This is a genomic window from Mesorhizobium sp. ES1-6, from assembly GCF_020164775.1.
In the GTDB taxonomy this organism is placed as follows: domain Bacteria; phylum Pseudomonadota; class Alphaproteobacteria; order Rhizobiales; family Rhizobiaceae; genus Mesorhizobium.
In genome coordinates this window covers 1-17,278 of sequence record NZ_JAIUGU010000009.1, presented here as the reverse complement: position 1 = coordinate 17,278, position 17,278 = coordinate 1, and the positions used below count along the sequence as shown (strand labels likewise).

21 protein-coding genes are annotated in these 17,278 nt (G+C 63.4%); 11 read left to right on the top strand and 10 right to left on the bottom strand.

Annotated elements, in window-relative coordinates; all coding sequences use genetic code 11:
- Positions 1 to 31 precede the first annotated feature (31 nt).
- Complete coding sequence (locus LB564_RS20980) at positions 32 to 667, bottom strand: HD family hydrolase (protein WP_224540621.1); 636 nt, start codon at positions 665 to 667, stop codon at positions 32 to 34.
- A complete protein-coding gene (locus LB564_RS20975; protein ID WP_224540619.1) occupies positions 667 to 1,527 on the bottom strand; it encodes a YgfZ/GcvT domain-containing protein in 861 nt (286 codons plus the stop codon). The genes LB564_RS20980 and LB564_RS20975 overlap by 1 nt, the downstream gene beginning before the upstream one ends.
- Positions 1,528 to 1,608: 81 nt before the next feature.
- On the opposite strand from LB564_RS20975, the gene LB564_RS20970 reads away from it, so the two are divergent.
- Positions 1,609 to 2,931: a dihydroorotase gene (locus tag LB564_RS20970; protein WP_224540617.1), complete on the top strand. Its 1,323-nt coding sequence runs from the start codon at positions 1,609 to 1,611 to the stop codon at positions 2,929 to 2,931.
- A 24-nt stretch (positions 2,932 to 2,955) separates the two neighbouring features.
- Here the strand turns inward: LB564_RS20970 and LB564_RS20965 are convergent, their stop codons facing one another.
- The 4 genes from LB564_RS20965 to LB564_RS20950 all read right to left on the bottom strand — a co-directional run bounded on the left by LB564_RS20965 (position 2,956) and on the right by LB564_RS20950 (position 5,353).
- Positions 2,956 to 3,744 (bottom strand): alanine and proline-rich secreted protein Apa, encoded by a 789-nt coding sequence (locus LB564_RS20965; protein ID WP_224540615.1) that lies wholly within the window; start codon positions 3,742 to 3,744, stop codon positions 2,956 to 2,958.
- A 69-nt stretch (positions 3,745 to 3,813) separates the two neighbouring features.
- Entirely contained in the window at positions 3,814 to 4,071 is a 258-nt protein-coding gene (locus LB564_RS20960) for a hypothetical protein (RefSeq protein ID WP_140710948.1), read from the bottom strand.
- A 351-nt stretch (positions 4,072 to 4,422) separates the two neighbouring features.
- Entirely contained in the window at positions 4,423 to 4,800 is a 378-nt protein-coding gene (locus LB564_RS20955) for a TIGR02301 family protein (protein WP_140710946.1), read from the bottom strand.
- A 130-nt stretch (positions 4,801 to 4,930) separates the two neighbouring features.
- On the bottom strand, positions 4,931 to 5,353 hold the full coding sequence (locus tag LB564_RS20950; protein WP_224540612.1) for an NUDIX hydrolase: 423 nt from the start codon (positions 5,351 to 5,353) through the stop codon (positions 4,931 to 4,933).
- A 128-nt stretch (positions 5,354 to 5,481) separates the two neighbouring features.
- Between LB564_RS20950 and LB564_RS20945 the strand changes: the two genes are divergently transcribed.
- A complete protein-coding gene (locus LB564_RS20945) occupies positions 5,482 to 6,243 on the top strand; it encodes an SOS response-associated peptidase (protein WP_224540611.1) in 762 nt (253 codons plus the stop codon).
- Between the two features lie 77 nt (positions 6,244 to 6,320).
- On the opposite strand, the gene LB564_RS20940 is transcribed toward LB564_RS20945, so the two are convergent.
- Positions 6,321 to 6,476 (bottom strand): hypothetical protein, encoded by a 156-nt coding sequence (locus LB564_RS20940; protein ID WP_140710940.1) that lies wholly within the window; start codon positions 6,474 to 6,476, stop codon positions 6,321 to 6,323.
- Between the two features lie 417 nt (positions 6,477 to 6,893).
- On the opposite strand from LB564_RS20940, the gene cysS reads away from it, so the two are divergent.
- From cysS to rarD, 8 genes are all read left to right on the top strand, one after another.
- Entirely contained in the window at positions 6,894 to 8,345 is a 1,452-nt protein-coding gene (cysS, locus tag LB564_RS20935; RefSeq protein ID WP_224540609.1) for a cysteine--tRNA ligase, read from the top strand.
- A 208-nt stretch (positions 8,346 to 8,553) separates the two neighbouring features.
- Positions 8,554 to 8,958 carry an endonuclease domain-containing protein gene (locus tag LB564_RS20930; RefSeq protein ID WP_224540607.1) on the top strand — a complete coding sequence of 135 codons (405 nt, stop codon included), beginning with the start codon at positions 8,554 to 8,556 and terminating at the stop codon, positions 8,956 to 8,958.
- On the top strand, positions 8,955 to 9,341 hold the full coding sequence (locus LB564_RS20925) for a VOC family protein (RefSeq protein ID WP_140710934.1): 387 nt from the start codon (positions 8,955 to 8,957) through the stop codon (positions 9,339 to 9,341). Before LB564_RS20930 ends, LB564_RS20925 begins: the two co-directional genes overlap by 4 nt.
- Before the next feature lie 6 nt (positions 9,342 to 9,347).
- Complete coding sequence (locus LB564_RS20920; protein ID WP_224540605.1) at positions 9,348 to 9,839, top strand: GFA family protein; 492 nt, start codon at positions 9,348 to 9,350, stop codon at positions 9,837 to 9,839.
- On the top strand, positions 9,836 to 10,312 hold the full coding sequence (locus LB564_RS20915) for a GFA family protein (RefSeq protein WP_224540602.1): 477 nt from the start codon (positions 9,836 to 9,838) through the stop codon (positions 10,310 to 10,312). The genes LB564_RS20920 and LB564_RS20915 overlap by 4 nt, the downstream gene beginning before the upstream one ends.
- Positions 10,309 to 11,259, top strand: coding sequence for a prolyl aminopeptidase (gene pip, locus LB564_RS20910; protein WP_224540600.1), 951 nt, complete (start codon positions 10,309 to 10,311; stop codon positions 11,257 to 11,259). The genes LB564_RS20915 and pip overlap by 4 nt, the downstream gene beginning before the upstream one ends.
- A gap of 37 nt (positions 11,260 to 11,296) precedes the next feature.
- Complete coding sequence (cimA, locus tag LB564_RS20905; protein ID WP_224540598.1) at positions 11,297 to 12,919, top strand: citramalate synthase; 1,623 nt, start codon at positions 11,297 to 11,299, stop codon at positions 12,917 to 12,919.
- An 83-nt stretch (positions 12,920 to 13,002) separates the two neighbouring features.
- Positions 13,003 to 13,938 (top strand): EamA family transporter RarD, encoded by a 936-nt coding sequence (rarD, locus tag LB564_RS20900; protein WP_224540596.1) that lies wholly within the window; start codon positions 13,003 to 13,005, stop codon positions 13,936 to 13,938.
- Here the strand turns inward: rarD and LB564_RS20895 are convergent.
- The 3 genes from LB564_RS20895 to LB564_RS20885 all read right to left on the bottom strand — a co-directional run bounded on the left by LB564_RS20895 (position 13,905) and on the right by LB564_RS20885 (position 16,239).
- A complete protein-coding gene (locus tag LB564_RS20895; protein WP_224540594.1) occupies positions 13,905 to 14,903 on the bottom strand; it encodes a transporter in 999 nt (332 codons plus the stop codon). The genes rarD and LB564_RS20895 overlap by 34 nt on opposite strands.
- A 121-nt stretch (positions 14,904 to 15,024) precedes the next feature.
- A complete protein-coding gene (locus LB564_RS20890; RefSeq protein ID WP_224540592.1) occupies positions 15,025 to 15,807 on the bottom strand; it encodes a glucose 1-dehydrogenase in 783 nt (260 codons plus the stop codon).
- Positions 15,808 to 15,948: 141 nt separating this feature from the next.
- Positions 15,949 to 16,239 carry a muconolactone Delta-isomerase family protein gene (locus LB564_RS20885; protein ID WP_140710960.1) on the bottom strand — a complete coding sequence of 97 codons (291 nt, stop codon included), beginning with the start codon at positions 16,237 to 16,239 and terminating at the stop codon, positions 15,949 to 15,951.
- A 119-nt stretch (positions 16,240 to 16,358) separates the two neighbouring features.
- On the opposite strand from LB564_RS20885, the gene LB564_RS20880 reads away from it, so the two are divergent.
- Positions 16,359 to 17,267, top strand: coding sequence for a LysR substrate-binding domain-containing protein (locus tag LB564_RS20880; protein ID WP_224540589.1), 909 nt, complete (start codon positions 16,359 to 16,361; stop codon positions 17,265 to 17,267).
- The last annotated feature ends 11 nt before the right edge of the window (positions 17,268 to 17,278 follow it).

The window sequence follows — 17,278 nt, the reverse complement described above, 5'->3', positions numbered from 1 at the left end:
CTGTTGACGCTTCCGGTTAATTTAGCGTTCTCTACCCTAGCGTGGATGTCGCAACGTGGCGTCTTGACGTCTCGATCGCCGAAAACCGCTTCAGGAACGCATCCTGTGCCCAGGTCACCGAGCGTGGCGTGAAGTCGAAACGCCCGGCGGAAAAACCGCGCGGGCGGCCGAAGAACTCGGTCGCCTCGGCGGTCGAAAAGCCGGCAAGCAGTGTTGCTTCGAAATAGGCGGCGATCTGGTCGGCGCGCTTGATCTCCCTGCGCAGGATGGCAGTCGATTCGGGAGGCAGCGAGAAACGCAGATGGATGGCGCGCTGCAGGCGCAATTCGCAATCCTTGTAGCTGCCGCCCATCACCGACTTGAATGGCGAGATCATGTCACCGATGACATATTCGGGCGCGTCGTGCAGCAGTGCCGCCAACTGGTCGTCGGCGGAAGCCTGGGGCACCAGCTCATTGAACAGCGCTTCGACCAGCAGTGAATGCTGGGCGACCGAAAAGGCATGCTCGCCGCTGGTCTGGCCGTTCCAGCGTGCGACGCGGGCAAGCCCATGCGCAATGTCCGAAATCTCGATGTCGAGCGGCGAGGGGTCGAGCAGGTCGAGCCTGCGGCCGGACAGCATGCGCTGCCAGGCTCGTGATGGCGCGCCGGTGCGGTCCGCCGCCATCAGGCTTCCTCAGCGCCGACGGTTTCCTGCGGGAAACTGAATTTGGCCCAGCTGGGGATAGTGAGCGTCACCGGTACGTCGCCTGCCAGGATCGGCTGGCCGGCATCGAGCGCCGCCTTAACCCTGTCGATGCGGGCGATGGCGAGTCCGGTCAGGGTGGCGGTCGAGCCGAGCACGCCGACCGGCCGCCCCTCGACGGTGAGTTCGGTGCCTGAGGTGGGCAGGGCAAGATTGGCCTCGACAATCAGCACGCGCCGCCGGGCGGTGCCCCGATGCTGCATGCGCGAGACGACCTCCTGGCCGACATAACAGCCCTTCCTGAAGCCGACACCGCCCATCTCGTCGAGAAGCACGTCGTGCGGGAAAGCGTCGCCCAACGCATAATCGGCACCGCTCTCCGCGACGCCATGGGCGATGCGAAAGGCCTGCCACGCGGCGACGTCGCCGGTATCCGCGGTGTCGGCATAGAAGCGCGTGACGCCTTCGTCGCCAAAACGCCTGTCGGCGACCGCGGTTGAATCACTTTCTGAGGCGATTGACTCTTTTCCCCAGGCGACAGTGACAAGCGTCTGTTCCGGCTTGGCAATCTCGACCTTGGCGCGAAGCTTGTAGAGCATCAGCCGGCGAACGAAATCATCTGAAACATCGGCATGGCATTCGATGCGGAAGGCGTTTTCTCCCGCTCGTGAGATCAGGAAGTCGAACAGGATCTTGCCTTGCGGTGTCAACAGCGCGCCCGGCTTGGCCTCACCGTTGCCAAGCGCATCGAGATCGATGGTCAGGATGTTTTGCAGAAAGTGTTCGGCATCCGGGCCGGAGACGGAGATGAGCGCGCGGTCTTTCAGCGGGGCAAAGGGCATGGAGCGTATAAAAGCCTGATCTTGCAAAACGGTTGGCCATTACGTAAGCCGCTGACACTCCCCCCGCAAGAGAGCATCACCATGACCTACGACCTCATCCTGACAGGCGGCACAGTGGTCAATCATGACGGCGAGGGGCTGCGCGACGTCGGCGTGAGGGGCGGGCGCATCGCCGCCATCGGCGATCTGCGCCAGGCCTCGGCCGGCGAGACGATCGACTGCCGGGGCCTGCATATCCTGCCGGGCGTCGTCGACAGCCAGGTGCATTTCCGCGAGCCCGGACTGGAGCACAAGGAAGATTTGGAAACGGGTTCGCGGGCGGCGGTTCTGGGCGGTGTCACCGCCGTGTTCGAAATGCCCAACACCAACCCGCTGACCACAAGCGAGGCAACGCTTGCCGACAAGGTCCGGCGCGGCAGCGGCCGCATGCATTGCGATTTTGCTTTTTGGGTCGGCGGTACTCGCGACAACGCCAGGGATGTAGGCGAACTTGAGCGGCTGCCAGGCGCCGCGGGAATAAAGGTCTTCATGGGTTCGTCCACCGGCGATCTGCTGGTCGAGGACGACGAAGGTGTCGCCTCGATCCTGCGAAACACCCGCCGCCGCGCCGCTTTTCATTCGGAGGACGAGTTCCGGTTGCGCGAGCGCCTGGGCGAGCGCATCGAAGGCGATCCGTCATCGCATCCGGTCTGGCGTGACGAGATCGCCGCTTTGCGCTGCACCGAAAGGCTGGTCCGCATCGCGCGCGACGTCCGCGCCCGCATCCATGTCCTGCACATCTCGACCGCGGAGGAAATCCTGTTCCTCGAACAGCACAAGGATGTCGCGACCTGCGAGGCGACGCCGCACCATCTGACGCTGACCGCCGACGACTATGCGCGGCTCGGCACGCTGATCCAGATGAACCCGCCGGTGCGCGACAAGCGCCACCGCGACGGCGTCTGGCACGGCATTGCGCAGGGCATTGTCGACGTGCTCGGCTCCGACCACGCGCCGCACACATTGGCCGAGAAAGCAAAATCCTATCCGGCCTCGCCCTCGGGCATGACCGGCGTGCAGACTCTGGTGCCGATCATGCTCGACCACGTCAATGCCGGCCGGTTGACCCTGCAGCGCTTTGTCGATCTCTCCAGCCATGGCCCGCAGCGCATCTTCGGCATGGCTGGGAAAGGCCGCATCGCAGCCGGTTATGACGCCGACTTCACCATTGTCGACATGAAGCGGCGCGAGACCATCACCAATGCGCAGGCCGGCTCGAAGGCGGGCTGGACGCCTTATGACGGCAAGCAAGTGACCGGCTGGCCTGTCGGCACCGTCATTCGCGGTCAGCGCGTCATGTGGGAAGGCGAGATCGCGACGCCAGGCCAGGGCAGGGCGGTGGAGTTTTCCGAGGCGCTTGTCTAGACCCGCAAGGCGAAGGCGGCAGCTTCAGTCGCCGGCGACGAAGAAGGTCCATTGTCCGGCGGGGGTGATGCCGACGCGATAGAAGATGTAGGCGCCGAACTGTTTCATGTCGTCGAAATCGCCGGCGGTGACGATCTTGAACAGCTCGACCCGCTGCTTGGCGTCGAGCTTGTCGAGCGGCAGCGCGAAGAAATACGGCCAGACATAGAGTTCCTGCGGCGTGCCTGCGTCGACATGGACGTAGCCGGCGGAAAGCACCTCCTCGAGAATGGCCAGGATCTCTTGGCCGTCAGGGTCGCCGGACAGCCCTTTGAGGAAGGCGATGGCATCGCCGTCTATGTCGGCCAGCGACAGCTGGGTCATGCTGTCGCCCTTGCCGATTAAGGGTCTGAGCTTCTCGATGTCGCCGCTCTTGCAGGCTTCGATGATCAGGTCATGCATGCGCCGCACGGGCTCGGGCAGCCTGCCAAGGTCGTAGACGACCTCCGGTAGGGGGGCCTCCGGATCGACACGCGGCCTGTTGCTCCCGCCGTCCGGCGACTTGTCCGGCTCGGCCGCGTCCGGGGCGGCTGGCTGGCTAGTTGAAGGCGGTGTTCCCACCGGATCGGGCATGGGGATCGTGTTCCCAGGCGACGAGGTGTCGTCATCCGTCGACGGTGTGGTTGGCGCGGGGAGCTCTTCGCGTTTGATCTCACTCAGCGCATAGGCCGGGCTGCTGGACAGGCACGTCACCAAGGAAATCGCGGCGTAGCAAGCAGCGAGGCGGATGTAGAGGACCAAGACCTTCGGCCCGCCTGACATCGGAAAATTCACTGCCCGTTTCTCCTTGCTTCGGGCATGACGCCCGAACGGTATTCCGCCGTCAAAGAACCGGATACCGGTTCAGTGCCGCAGCCGCTCGGGTTCGAAGGCGCCAGCAATGACCTTCTCGCGCATGCGGTCGAGCAGGGCAAGGGCCGAGGTCTCGCCATTGGCGCGCAGCATCTCGCCGAATGCCGTTTCGAGGGCCGCTTCGGCAATGATGTCGGGCTCGATGCCGGCCGAAAGGCCTTCCGCCCAGGCTTCGCTGTGGCTCTCAACCGCCGTCAGCCGCTTTTCTTCCCTGACCAGCGCGTCGATGTCGTTGGCAGCATGTTCCATAAGCGATGTCCACCCTTTCAAGCGGCAACCCATCAGTGTGGATCAGGCCTGATCTGTTCCGTTCACACGCGGCTCCAAGTAAGTATCTGTAAATACGACATTTTTTTGATCGTCATTTACAGGGGGCAACTGTGTTGGCGAAGCTGCGTTTCAACCCGGATCAAACTTAGCCGATTAGGACTGCCTGCGGGGTGAAAACCTTCAGTTTGAGTTAATTCCGCATTCGTGCGGTAACGTTTGATTAACGCTGTTGCAAAAGCGCAACATCAGGATTGCACCAAGACAAAGACAGGCACAAGCCGGATATGGCGATAGTCTCTGCCGTTGGGTCTAATATCTGTTGATTGATGCTCAGTTGCCATAACGCGAGGCGATGTCGCGCGACAGCGTCTCACCTTCCTTCATATAGCGGCTGATGGCTTCGGTAGCCGAAGCGGTGCACTGGGTGTAGGTGCCGCCGAAGGAACGATAGCCGCGGTTGAAGCTGGCAATGAAGCGGGCGCGGCGTTCCGGGTCGGGATTTTCCGAATCGAGCAGCTTTTCCATCTCGCCCCGCCACTGGTCGCCCTTTTCCCCGCACAGATTGCGCAAGAAATGCAGTGACCCCAGAACCTCCGCCAGCCGCATCAGTCCCGGCTCGAACGGCGAGTCGGCACTGAACGCAGGCCGAGCCGGGATGATCATGCTGACGGCAAGGCAAATGGCGAGGAGTATCGACGGACGGTTCATAAGCCTGCTCTGCCTGACGACTTCAGCCTTTATGGTCTGCCTAACGGCCTCAAACGTCGCGGCTGGCGAGACAACATGAGCCTTGTGGCGAAACAATTTGTCACCTGCAAGGCGATTTTTCAGTGCTGCGTCAGCGTATTCGAATCGGGACTAGCAGTTCTTCGGCGACTTCGAACACCGAACCGGCAAGCGGCAACAGGGTCATGTCTTCCAGTGTGTAGAAGGCGGCCGTCTCGGCATCGTCGCTGGCCACCGCCTCGCCGCCGGCGTAAGCGGCGCCGAAGACGGTGAGGTGGTAATCGACCGGATGACTGTCGTCCCTGCCGTCGATGTGGATCTCCCGAAGCGGGCGAAATCCCGTAGCGTGCAAGCCGGTCTCTTCCAGCAGCTCGCGCCGTGCCGCGTCCTCCAGCGTCTCGCCGGCTTCGACCTTGCCGCCGGGAAATGCGTAGAGCCCTTGTGACGGCGAGCGCGCCCGCTTGACCAGGAGTACGGTGTCATCACGCACAACGGCCACAGAGACCGCCGGGAGTGTCTTGCGTGTTGTGTTCATCGATGCCCAGTCAACTCATTTGAGGCAGGTCTTTTGTGGACCGGCAGCATGGGCAAGCTTTAACAGTTGCGCAACGCCGGTTCGATCGCCACTTTCAACATCGAACGATTCGAAAGACACGATCGATCATGTGCGGACGCTTCGCCCTGACCGCCACGCCGGACCAGACCGCGGCCTTGCTGGGTCTTGCCGAGCTCGAGGATTTCCCGGCCCGCTATAACATCGCGCCGACACAGCCGGTCCTGATGGCGATATCGGGCGCGCCGCGAGCTCCGGGCTCCAATCTTCCGGACCGGCAGGCAATGCTGGTGCGCTGGGGTCTCATTCCCGCCTGGGTTAAGGACACCAGGGAGTTTCCGCTGCTGTTCAACGCGCGTTCGGAAGGGGCGATCGAGAAGGCCTCGTTCAAGGCCGCCATGCGCCATCGCCGCGCGCTGGTACCGGCATCGGGCTTCTATGAATGGCGGCAGACCGGCGGCAAGAAGGGGCAACCTTATTGGATACGGCCAAGGCATGGCCGACTGATCGCCTTTGCCGGCCTGATCGAAACGTATGCCGAGCCGGGCGGTTCGGAAATGGATACCGGCGCGATCCTGACAGTCAACGCCAATGCCGACATCGCTCACATCCATGACCGGATGCCGGTGGTCATCGACCCCAGGGATTTCGCTCGTTGGCTGGATTGCCGCACGCTCGAACCGCGCGATGTCGACGATTTGCTGCGGCCGGCGCAGCCCGATTTCTTCGAGGCGATCCCTGTCTCCGACCTCGTCAACAAGGTCGCCAACACTGGACCGGAGATTCAAGAGAAGGGTGAGATCGGGCCGGAGCCCGAGAAAGTCAGGCGCCAGAAGTCCGGCGCGGACGACAGTCAGATGACGCTGTTCTAGCGAAGCCTGTCGAGGTCTTCATGTCCAGGGCGCCGTTCGCCCTCTGTGCCGGCGATTGCGTCGGCCGGGGCGCCGCTTCAGGCGGCGCGGGGCGATACGATCTTCTGCGCCGGCTTGTTCTTCTTGGCGGTGTGAAGAAGGGCGGCGACGATGGCGGCCGGGCCGATCGCGCGATAGTGGCTGGCCAGCGCCGGTTGCTTCGCGCGGTTGGCTTCCTGCTTGCTTCGAGGCATGTTTCTCTTCCCTGGTAACATTTCCGTGTCTGCGTTTGATGGTTGATTCCGACCAAATCGTGACGCGTGGTGATCTAGCCGGCGAATGTTTCATGACTGTGCCGACATGTTTAATAAAATGTTTCACTGACTGATTCCGCGTCATCGGGCGATGCGTTTGCCCGTCTTGGCGATGTTTTTCCCGGCATGAGCGACTTGACGGCAACACTGGTCAGGGCGATAAAGCCGCCCATGAAAACGTCTTTCGCCATTTGTGGCATTTGCATTATTGGCTAGCCTCGCGCTGGTCCGGACGTTTTCGCCTCATCTTTCCCCAGATTGGACAAACGCCCCGGCCAGCAGGCTGGAGCTTGATTTGCGCCTCGGCGCTGGCTGGCTCCATCCGACAAGAAGTTCTGAAAACCGGGAAGGCAGGGAATGTCTGACGCATCACAGGGTCTGCGCCTCTACAACACGCTGACGCGCACGAAGGAGGATTTTGTCCCGATCGATCCGCAGAACGTGCGCATGTATGTCTGCGGACCGACCGTCTACGATTTCGCCCATATCGGCAATGCCAGGCCGGTGATCGTCTTCGACGTGCTGTTCCGTCTGCTGCGCCATCTCTATGGCGAGACGCATGTCACCTATGTGCGCAACATCACCGACGTCGACGACAAGATCAACGCGCGCGCGCTGCGCGATTTCGGCGGCGAGATATCAGCCGGCACACTGTCGCTCAACGAAGCGATACGGCGGGTTACCGAAAAAACGGCCGACCAGTTCCACGGCGATGTCGCCACGCTTGGCTGCCTGGAGCCGACGGTCGAGCCGCGCGCCACCGAATTCGTCGAGCCCCGCGCCGACGGCAAGGCCGACATGATCACCTTGATTCAAAGCTTGATCGGACGCAGCCATGCCTATGTCGCGGCGGGTGAAGTTCTGTTCGATACGGCGTCGATGCCGGACTATGGGCAGTTGTCGAAACGCAATCTCGACGAGCAGCAGGCCGGCGCCCGCATCGCCGTCGACGCCCATAAGAAGAATCCCGGCGATTTCGTGCTGTGGAAACTGTCGTCGCCGGAGGAGCCCGGCTGGCAAAGCCCGTGGGGCAGGGGACGGCCCGGCTGGCACATCGAATGCTCGGCCATGTCGGCCGCCTATCTCGGCGAGGTCTTCGATATCCATGGCGGCGGCCTCGACCTGATCTTCCCGCACCATGAGAACGAGATTGCCCAGTCGCGCTGCGCCCACGGCACCGATGTCATGGCCAATGTGTGGATGCACAACGGCTTCCTGCAGGTCGAGGGCCAGAAGATGTCGAAGAGCCACGGCAATTTCTACTCGATCCACGAATTGCTGGAGACCGACACTTTCGGTGGCCGCAAATGGCCGGGCGACGTGCTGCGGCTGGCAATGCTGATGACGCATTACCGCGAACCGATCGACTTTTCCGTGCGCAAGCTGGAGGAGGCGGAAAACACGCTGCGCAAATGGAAGCGCGCGGCGGACCTGGCGCCGGTCGCGGGAGGCCGGTTGCCGGCGGAGGTCGTGGAGGCGCTGTCGGATGATCTCGCGACCTACGCGGCCTTCCAGCAACTGACCCAGCTAGCCGGCGAGGCGACCGACTTTGACGGCGACGGAGAGAACGCTGCTGCTGCTTCGCTGAAAACGGCACTCGCCTTCCTCGGCTTCGACGTAGACGCGGCCAAGGTGGATGAGGTGGCGGTGGCCAAGGCTATCGCCCACCGCCTGGAACTGATCGCCGCCAAGAACTGGGCCGAAGCCGACCGTGTCCGCGACGAACTCCTGGCGCAAGGCGTACAGCTGAAGGACGGCAAGGACCCGCTCACCGGCGAGCGCATGACGACGTGGGAGATCAAGCGGTGAGGATGGCCGCTCATATGACCGGAGTGGAGAGGTTGGTGCGAGGCGCCCCCCTCTGCCCTGCCGGGCATCTCCCCCTCAAGGGGGGAGATTGGAAGCCATTTCAGCCTTCGCTAATCTCCGCCGTTGAAGATCGGGCGCAAGCGGCAAAACGGCCGATCTCCCCCCTAGAGGGGGAGATGTCCGGCAGGACAGAGGGGGGCGCCTCGCGATGACCCATCATCTCGTATCTCCTCTCAGTCGCGGCAATGCGCGCAAGATGCGCAAGCAAATGACCGATGCCGAGCTGAAGCTCTGGAATGAGATACGTGCACATAGGCTGATGGGGCTATCTTTTCGGCGGCAGATGCCCATAGCGGGCTACATCGTCGACTTTGTATGTCCGACCAAAAAACTAATCATAGAAATCGACGGCTCCCAACACGCAACAGCCGAAGGCTCGGAATTGGATGCAGTGCGAACCGCGAAGCTCGAAGCGCTCGGCTGGACCATCCTGCGCTTCTGGAACGATGACGTGATCCGCGATATCGACAATGTCTGCCAGCACATCGTCATTTCGGCCGGCCTGGCCAACGCCGAAGTGCCGCAACCAGCAAGGGAGGAACTCGTCCCATGATCGACCACCTCGGCATCGACGTTTCCGATTTCGACGCCTCCAAGGCTTTCTATGACAAGGCGATGGCGCCGCTGGGAGCCTCGCTGCTTTACATGGTGCCGCTGGAATACACCGGTGGCGCCAAGGTTGGCGGTTATGGCCGCGACCGCCCGGTGTTCTGGCTACAGGAAGGCAAGGATGGCCAGAAGGCTCATCAGCACGTCGCCTTCACCGCGCGCAACCGTGCCGAGGTCGAGGCCTTCCATGCCGCGGCCCTTGCCGCCGGCGGCAAGGACAATGGCGGGCCGGGCCTGCGTCCGCACTATCACGCCAACTATTACGGCGCCTTCGTCTTCGATCCCGACGGCAACAATGTCGAGGCCGTCTGCCATGCGCCGGAGTGAGCGGTCATGAGCCTCGACAACCGGCCGGTCTACTCGGGTGGCTGCCAGTGCGGCGCGGTGCGCTTCCGTGTCGAAGGCACGCTCGGCGACGCCTCGATCTGCCACTGCCGCATGTGCCAGAAGGCGAGCGGCAATTTCTACCTGCCGCTGGTCTCGGTGCGCGGCGCCAAGGTCGACTGGACGCGCGGCGAGCCCAAGCGTTTCCGGTCCTCCAGTGCCGCCTGGCGCGGCTTCTGCGCCGAATGCGGCACGCCGCTGACCTTCGAGGCGCCTGACGGCATGGCTCTGGCGATCGCCGCCTTCGATGATCCGGCTGGCATCGCGCCGACCATTCAATGGGGCACGGAGGCGAAACTGCCCTATGTGGATTCCATTCCGCGATTGCCGGGCGAGGACACGATGGCGGATATGGGCTCGGCCCCCTATCTCGCCGAACTTGTCTCCTATCAGCATCCCGATCACGACACCGAGCAATGGCCGCCGGAGGAAAGACCATGACCGATCAAGTCCGAACCGGCGGCTGCCAGTGCGGCGCCGTGCGCTTCCGCGTCAAAGGCGCGCTGGGACGCCCGTCCATTTGCCATTGCCGGATGTGCCAGAAGCAGTTTGGTTCATTCTTCGGCGCGCTGGTGACGGTGCCCAAGGATGGTGTCGAATGGACCCATGAGGAGCCGAGCTATTTCCAGTCGTCGGTCAACATCGATCGCGGCTTCTGCGCGCGCTGCGGCACACCGCTGACCTATCGCCAGCCCGGCGGGCTCGAGATCGCCATCGGCGCCTTCGACGACCGCTCCGATCTGGCGCCGCAAATCCAGGTCAACTACGCCGCGCGGCTGCCCTGGGTGGAGACGATCTTCGACCAGCCTGTCCACGACGACCCCGATTTCTACACAAGGCAGGAGCAGATCATCTCCTTCCAGCATCCCGATCACGAAACGGCCAACTGGCCGCAACAGGGCCTGAAACTATGAGCTTGCGCACCCTCTATCCGGAAATCGAACCGTTTGACTCCGGCATGCTCGATGTCGGCGACGGCCATCAGGTCTATTGGGAGCGTTCGGGCACCAAGGGCGCCAAGCCGGCGGTCTTCCTGCACGGCGGGCCGGGCGGCACCATTTCGCCAAAACACCGGCGGCTGTTCGACCCGAAGCTCTACGACGTCATCCTGTTCGACCAGCGCGGTTGCGGCAAGTCGACGCCCAACGCCTCGCTGGAGGCCAACACGACCTGGCATCTGGTCGCCGACATCGAGCGCCTGCGCGAAATGGCCGGCTTCGACAAATGGCTGGTGTTCGGTGGCTCCTGGGGCTCGACGCTAGCGCTCGCCTATGCCGAGACACACCCGAACCGCGTCAGCGAACTGGTGGTGCGTGGCATCTACACGCTGACCCGCGCGGAACTCGAATGGTATTATCAGTTCGGCGTCTCGGAAATGTTCCCCGACAAGTGGGAGCGTTTCCTGGCACCGATCCCGCAGGCCGAGCGCGGCGACATGATGGGCGCTTACCGCAAGCGGCTGGTCGGGTCCGACCGCAAGGCGCAAATCGAGGCCGCCCGCGCCTGGAGCCTGTGGGAAGGCGAGACGATCACGCTGCTGCCGGAGCCTGAAACCAGCGGCCCGTTTGGGCAGGACGACTACGCCGTCGCCTTTGCCCGCATCGAGAACCATTATTTCGTCCATGCCGGTTGGCTGGAGGAAGGGCAGCTTCTGCGCGACGCGCATAAGCTCAAGGATATCCCCGGCACCATCGTCCACGGCCGCTACGACATGCCGTGCCCGGCGCGCTACGCCTGGGCGTTGCACAAGGCCTGGCCGAAGGCGGACTTTCATCTGATCGAAGGCGCCGGCCATGCCTATTCCGAGCCGGGCATCCTCGATCAGTTGATCCGGGCGACGGACAAGTTTGCAGGAAAATAGCCTTTCCTGCTTGCGCTCCGCGACGATTTTTCGAGCTATGGCCATGACAAAACAACGCCTTTACCTCTTCGACACCACGCTCCGCGACGGCCAGCAGACGCCGGGCATCGACTTTTCGGTCGAGGACAAGATCGCGATTGCCGAACTGCTCGACGAGTTCGGCTTCGACTATGTCGAAGGTGGTTATCCCGGTGCCAACCCGACCGACACGGCCTTCTTCCAGCAGAAGCGCACGGCACGCGCCAAATTCGTCGCCTTCGGCATGACCAAGCGGGTTGGGGTGTCGGCCTCCAACGACCCGGGGCTGGCGGCACTTGTACAGTCGAAATCGGACGCCATCTGCTTCGTCGCCAAGAGCTGGGACTACCATGTCCGCGTCGCGCTCGGCTGTACAAACGAGGAGAACCTCGACGCCATTAAGGCTTCGGTCGAGGCATCAGTCGCTTCGGGCAAGGAAGCGATGGTCGATTGCGAGCATTTCTTCGACGGCTTCAAGGCCAATCCGGACTACGCGCTGGCCTGCGCGAGGACGGCCTATGAAGCCGGCGCGCGCTGGGTGGTGCTTTGCGACACCAATGGCGGCACGCAGCCCTCGGAAGTGCGGGCAATCGTTGAAAAAGTCATTGCCGCGGGCATTCCGGGCGCGCATCTCGGCATCCACGCCCATGACGACACCGGCCAGGCGGTGGCCAATTCGTTGGCCGCCGTCGAGGCCGGCGTGCGCCAGATCCAGGGCACGCTGAACGGGATCGGCGAACGTTGCGGCAACGCCAATCTGATCTCGATCGTGCCGACACTGGCGCTGAAGCCGGCTTTCGCCGACCGTTTCGAGACCGGCATTTCATACGAGGCGCTCACCGGCATTTCGCGCTTGTCTCGCGCGTTCGACGAATTGTTGAACCGCGCCCCGGAAGCGCAGGCGCCCTATGTCGGTTCGTCCGCCTTTGCCACCAAGGCCGGCATTCATGCCTCGGCGCTCGCCAAGGAGCCGGCGACCTATGAGCATGTGCCGCCGGAATCGGTCGGCAACCGCCGCCGCGTCATGGTCTCCGACCAGGGCGGCAAGGCCAATTTCCTCGCCGAGTTGAAGCGGCGCGGCATCGATGTACCGAAGGACGATCACCGCCTCGACGCCCTGATATCGGTGGTCAAGGAGCGTGAGGCCTCGGGCTATGCCTATGAGGGCGCCGACGCCTCCTTCGAACTCCTGGCGCGCAAGATGCTACACGGCCTGCCCGAATTCTTTCACGTCACCTCGTTCCGCTGCATGATCGAGCGGCGCTTCGATGCCAATGGCCAGTTGAAGACGGTGTCGGAAGCGGTGGTCAAGGTGCTGGTCGAGGGCGAGGAGAAGATGTCGGTGGCCGAGGGCCATGGTCCGGTCAACGCGCTCGACATCGCGCTGCGCAAGGATCTCGGCAGATACCAGAACGAGATCGCCGATCTCGAGCTTGCCGACTTCAAGGTGCGTATCCTCAATGGCGGCACCGAGGCCATCACCCGCGTGCTAATCGAATCGCATGACGGCACCGGCGCCCGCTGGTGGACGGTCGGCGTGTCCGAAAACATCATCGACGCGTCCTTCCAGGCGCTGATGGATTCGATCGTCTACAAGCTGATGAAGAACCGCGAGATGGCGGGGCTGGTGGCGGCGGAGTAAGTTTGAACCATCAGCGAAAGTCCATTGATCCATCAGAACTTTGCGATGGTCTTGCCAAGGTTACTGGGCCATAGCGTTGGCCCATGGCCGCTGAAGCAATTGCCTCCGACACAGATTCAAAAGCCCGCCGCGGCTTCCTGCTGGCGCTGGGTGCCTATCTCTTGTGGGGTTTGCTGCCTTTCTACATGAAGGCGGTGGCGCATTTGCCACTTGCCGAGGTGATTGCACACCGCATCGTCTGGTCGGTGCCGATCGCAGCCGCGGTCCTGATCTGGGCCGGTCGCACGGCGGACTTCAAGGCGGCGATCCGCTCGCCCCGCACCATCGCCATGGCCGCGCTGACGGCGGCGCTGATCTCGGTCAACTGGGGCATCTATGTCTGGGCGATCGCCGTCGACCGCACCGTCGAGACAGCGCTGGGCTATTACATCAATCCGCTCGTCAACGTCGTGGTCGGCGCGCTGCTGCTTGGCGAACGGCTCGACCGGCTGCAGATCGCGGCGGTGGTGCTTGCCGCGGTTGCCGTCGCCGTGCTGACGATCGATGGCGGCAAACTACCCTGGGTGTCGCTGGCGCTGGCCTTTTCCTTCGCCGCCTACGCCTTCTTCCGCAAGACGCTGCCGATCGGCCCCAGCCAGGGTTTCCTGCTCGAAGTGCTTTTGCTGTCGGTGCCGGCGCTGGGCTACATCATTTTCCTGATCGCCACCGGGCAGGACCATTTCGTCTCCAGCAATGGCACCGACACCGCGCTGCTCATCGGCTGCGGGCCGGTGACGTCCGTGCCGCTGCTGCTGTTCGCCTTCGGTGCCAAGCTGCTGCGCCTCTCCACCATCGGCATCATGCAGTACATAGCGCCGACCATGGTGTTCCTGATTGCCGTGCTGATCTTCGACGAGCCATTCGGCACCACGCAGGCCATCGCCTTTGCCCTGATCTGGGCGGCTCTCGCGGTCTATTCCTGGTCCATGCTGGCGACGGCGCCGGGCTACATCTGTCCGAGCCGCCTGACGAAAAGATAGGTCACGCCCGCGATCAGCAGGGATACCGCCGTCACCACCCAGAAGCCCATGGGCGTGTTGACCAGCGGCAGGCCGCCGACATTCATGCCGAACAGGCCCGAGATGATGGTCATCGGCAACAGCACCGCCGTCATCACCGACAGCACATAGAGCAGCCGGTTCGACTGCGTCGTCAGCTTGGCCATCAGTTCGTCCTGCAGCAGCCGCGTGCGCGCCTGCAACTGCTCGCCGTCATAGTGCAGCGTCTGGGCGCGGTGCGAGAGCCGCGCCGCCATGTCGTTGATCGAATCCGGCAGGTCGTTGCGATGCGAATGGTCGAGATGGCGAAACAGATTGGTCAGCGTCGCCATCTGCCGATGGATGACCACCAGGTGCCGGCGCGCATCGACCAGCGCCTGCCGCTCATTGTGCCATGCGTCGCAGACGATACGGTCCTCGATACCGTCGAGACTGTCGCTGAGGGTCGCCAGTTCCGCCGCCATTCCGTCGAACGACTGTCCGACGACGGCCTCGATCAGCTCGGCCGGCGAACGGAATTTGCGCGATCCGTTCTCGATCGCCTTGCGGATGTTGTCGACCGATTGCAGCGGCTGCTTGCGGGCGCCGACCAGCATCGTATCGTTGAGGGCGAAGCGGAAATGGCCAAGCCCGCCGGCTTCCGCCGAATAGTCATGGCGCAGGTCCGGCAGATCGCCATAGAGCCAGTCATCCTCGAGGTCGATATGGCAGCCATGGCTGGCGGTCAGGAAGGCTTCGCGCACCGGCGCCGGCAAGGCCTGGTCGGCTCCGATCTCGTGGCGGGCGCGCATGTCGGAAAGCTGGTAGCTGCGCCACGTCCAGTGCGCCGCACCGGAATCCCTGGTGCGCACCCCTTCGGTGGTGAAGTGGTAGATGAAGAACAACCCGTGCTCATCGGGCAGGTAAGGCGACAGGTCGGTGCCTTCGGCGGGGAGGGCGATGTTCATGGCGGCTTCGCCGGTCTCTGATGCGGTCGGGGTCGCTGGGGCGGCCAGCTGCGATTCCTAACATGGCATCCCCGATTTAGTGTGACTGTTTCGTGACGATGTGCATCGCGGGCACGGGTCTCTACAGGACGCTGGTAATCCCGCCATCCACCAGCAGGGTCTGTCCGCTCACGAAGCTGGCGGCGTCGGACGCCAGGAATACGGCGGCGCCCGCGAGTTCCCGCACCTCGCCCCAGCGCCGCATCGGCGTGCGGCCGGTCAGCCAGGCGGAGAATGTCTCGTCGGCGACCAGTGCGTCGTTGAGCTCGGTCTTGAAATAGCCCGGCGCGATGGCGTTGACGCGCACACCGTGCTGGCCCCATTCGCCGGCCATCGACTTGGTGAGCATGGTGATGGCGCCCTTGCTTGCCGCGTAAGGCGCGATCGAGGGGCGAGCGAGCACGCTCTGCACCGAGGAGACATTGATGATCGACCCCCTTTGGCGCGCGATCATGCTCTTGACGACGGCCCGGCTCACCTTGAACACGCCGTCCAGATTGGTAGCCATCAGTGCGTCCCAGTCGGCGTCGCTAAAGCTCTCCAGCGGCGCCCGTCGCTGGATGCCGGCATTGTTGACCAGGATGTCGATCGGTCCGGTGCCGATTTCGGCCGCCGCGATCGCCTTGTCGACCGACTGGGTGTCGGTGACGTCGATCATCGCTTCAGCCACGGTGTGACCTTCGGCGCGCAGGCGCTCGCCGGCGGCTTTGAGTTCGTCGGCCTTGCGGCCGCCGATGGTGACGCGCGCGCCGGCGCTCGCAAGCGCCTCCGCGAAGGCAAGGCCCAGGCCGCGGCTGGCGCCGGTGATGAAGGCATGCTTGCCTTCGAGGCCGAACAGGCGGCCGAGATAGTCAGTCGAATGCAATTTGCACCTTCATCGCTGGCGATTTGTCGCTCGCCAGCGCGAAAGGCTGGTCTAGCCTCCGCGAGCGGCGGCACCAGCCTGCCGAATGGCTTGATGACATGCAAGGCGCTTGTCACCATGGCGCCTCGGGTTCCGTCAGCCTCAGCGCTTCGGGCCAAACCCTGGATAGGGGTTGAGCGGCACGATCGCCGCAATGTCCATCATGCCGGCCTTGACCAGCGGCAGAGTGGCGAGATGGCCGCGCACATCGGCATCGCTGCCGGCTTCGAACATCAGGCCGCTGCCGGGAATGTCACCGCGATTCCAGATCTGGCGCACCGCGCCTTCGGCATAAAGGGTGCGGCGCTGCTCGGCCTCGCCAGGCAGAACGGGTGCGAAATCGGCATCGGTGAACTTTTCCGTATTGCGGGTGAGAAGGGCAAGGAACTGCATTTTCGGTCTCCTGTTGTCAGCGGTTGATGACAGGAGATATCGCGCCAGGTGGTCAGACAGTCCAAGACTGATTAGGCTAAAGTTAAGACCTGGAAGGACTTGGTGTCGAGGAGAAAAAAATGTTCGACCTGCGCCAGATCAGATATTTCGTCACCGTCGCCGAAACCGGCAGCGTCGGTCGTGCCGCCGAACTGCTGCATATCTCGCAGTCGCCGCTCAGCCGGCAGATCATTCAGTTGGAGCAACAGCTTGGCGTCGCCCTGTTCGAGCGGGCAAAGCAGCGCGTTCATCTCAATGCCGAGGGCCGCGCCTTCCTGACCGAGGCCCGCGCCTTGCTGTCGAATGCGCGTCGGTTAGAGGAGCTTGGCCGCAACCTGGCCAGCGGTTCTGTCGGGCGCCTTGCCATCGGCTATGTCGAGGGTGCGGTCCATGCCGGGCTTGTCGCCGGCATGCTGCGCCAGTTCCGCCGCGACCGACCGAATTTTCATCTGCAGTTGAGAAGCCTGCGCTCGGCGGCGCAGATGGAGGCGCTTCGGCAGCGCTCGCTCGATCTGGGTTTGGTCTATGCGCCCGCGGCGGCCGATGATCCCGATATCGCCAGCACGCCGCTGCGCCACGAGCCGCTGGTGCTAGCCATTCCCGAGGATGATCCGCTGGCCGGTGTGCCCGACATCCAGCCGCGCCATCTCGATGGCCGCGTCTGGATCACAGTGGTGCGCCAGCCAGACGATACCAATCGTGGCCAGTTCCTCGCCGCTTGCGCCGAGGCTGGCTTCGTGCCCGACATCGCTTACGAGACGGCGGATCCGCTGACCTCGCTCGGGCTTGTCAGCGCCGGCCTTGGTCTGGCCACCGTGCAGGCGAGCCTACGCACGGCCGCGCCGCCCTCGATCATGTTCCGCGACATGCCATGGTTCGGGCGCACGGTTTCCATCCACCTTGCCTGGCGGCGGCAGGACCGGCGCGCGGTTATTGCCGATCTGCGGGAGGCCGCTCGGAGGGAGGGGAGTAGGGGAGTAGGGGAGTAGGGGAGTAGGGG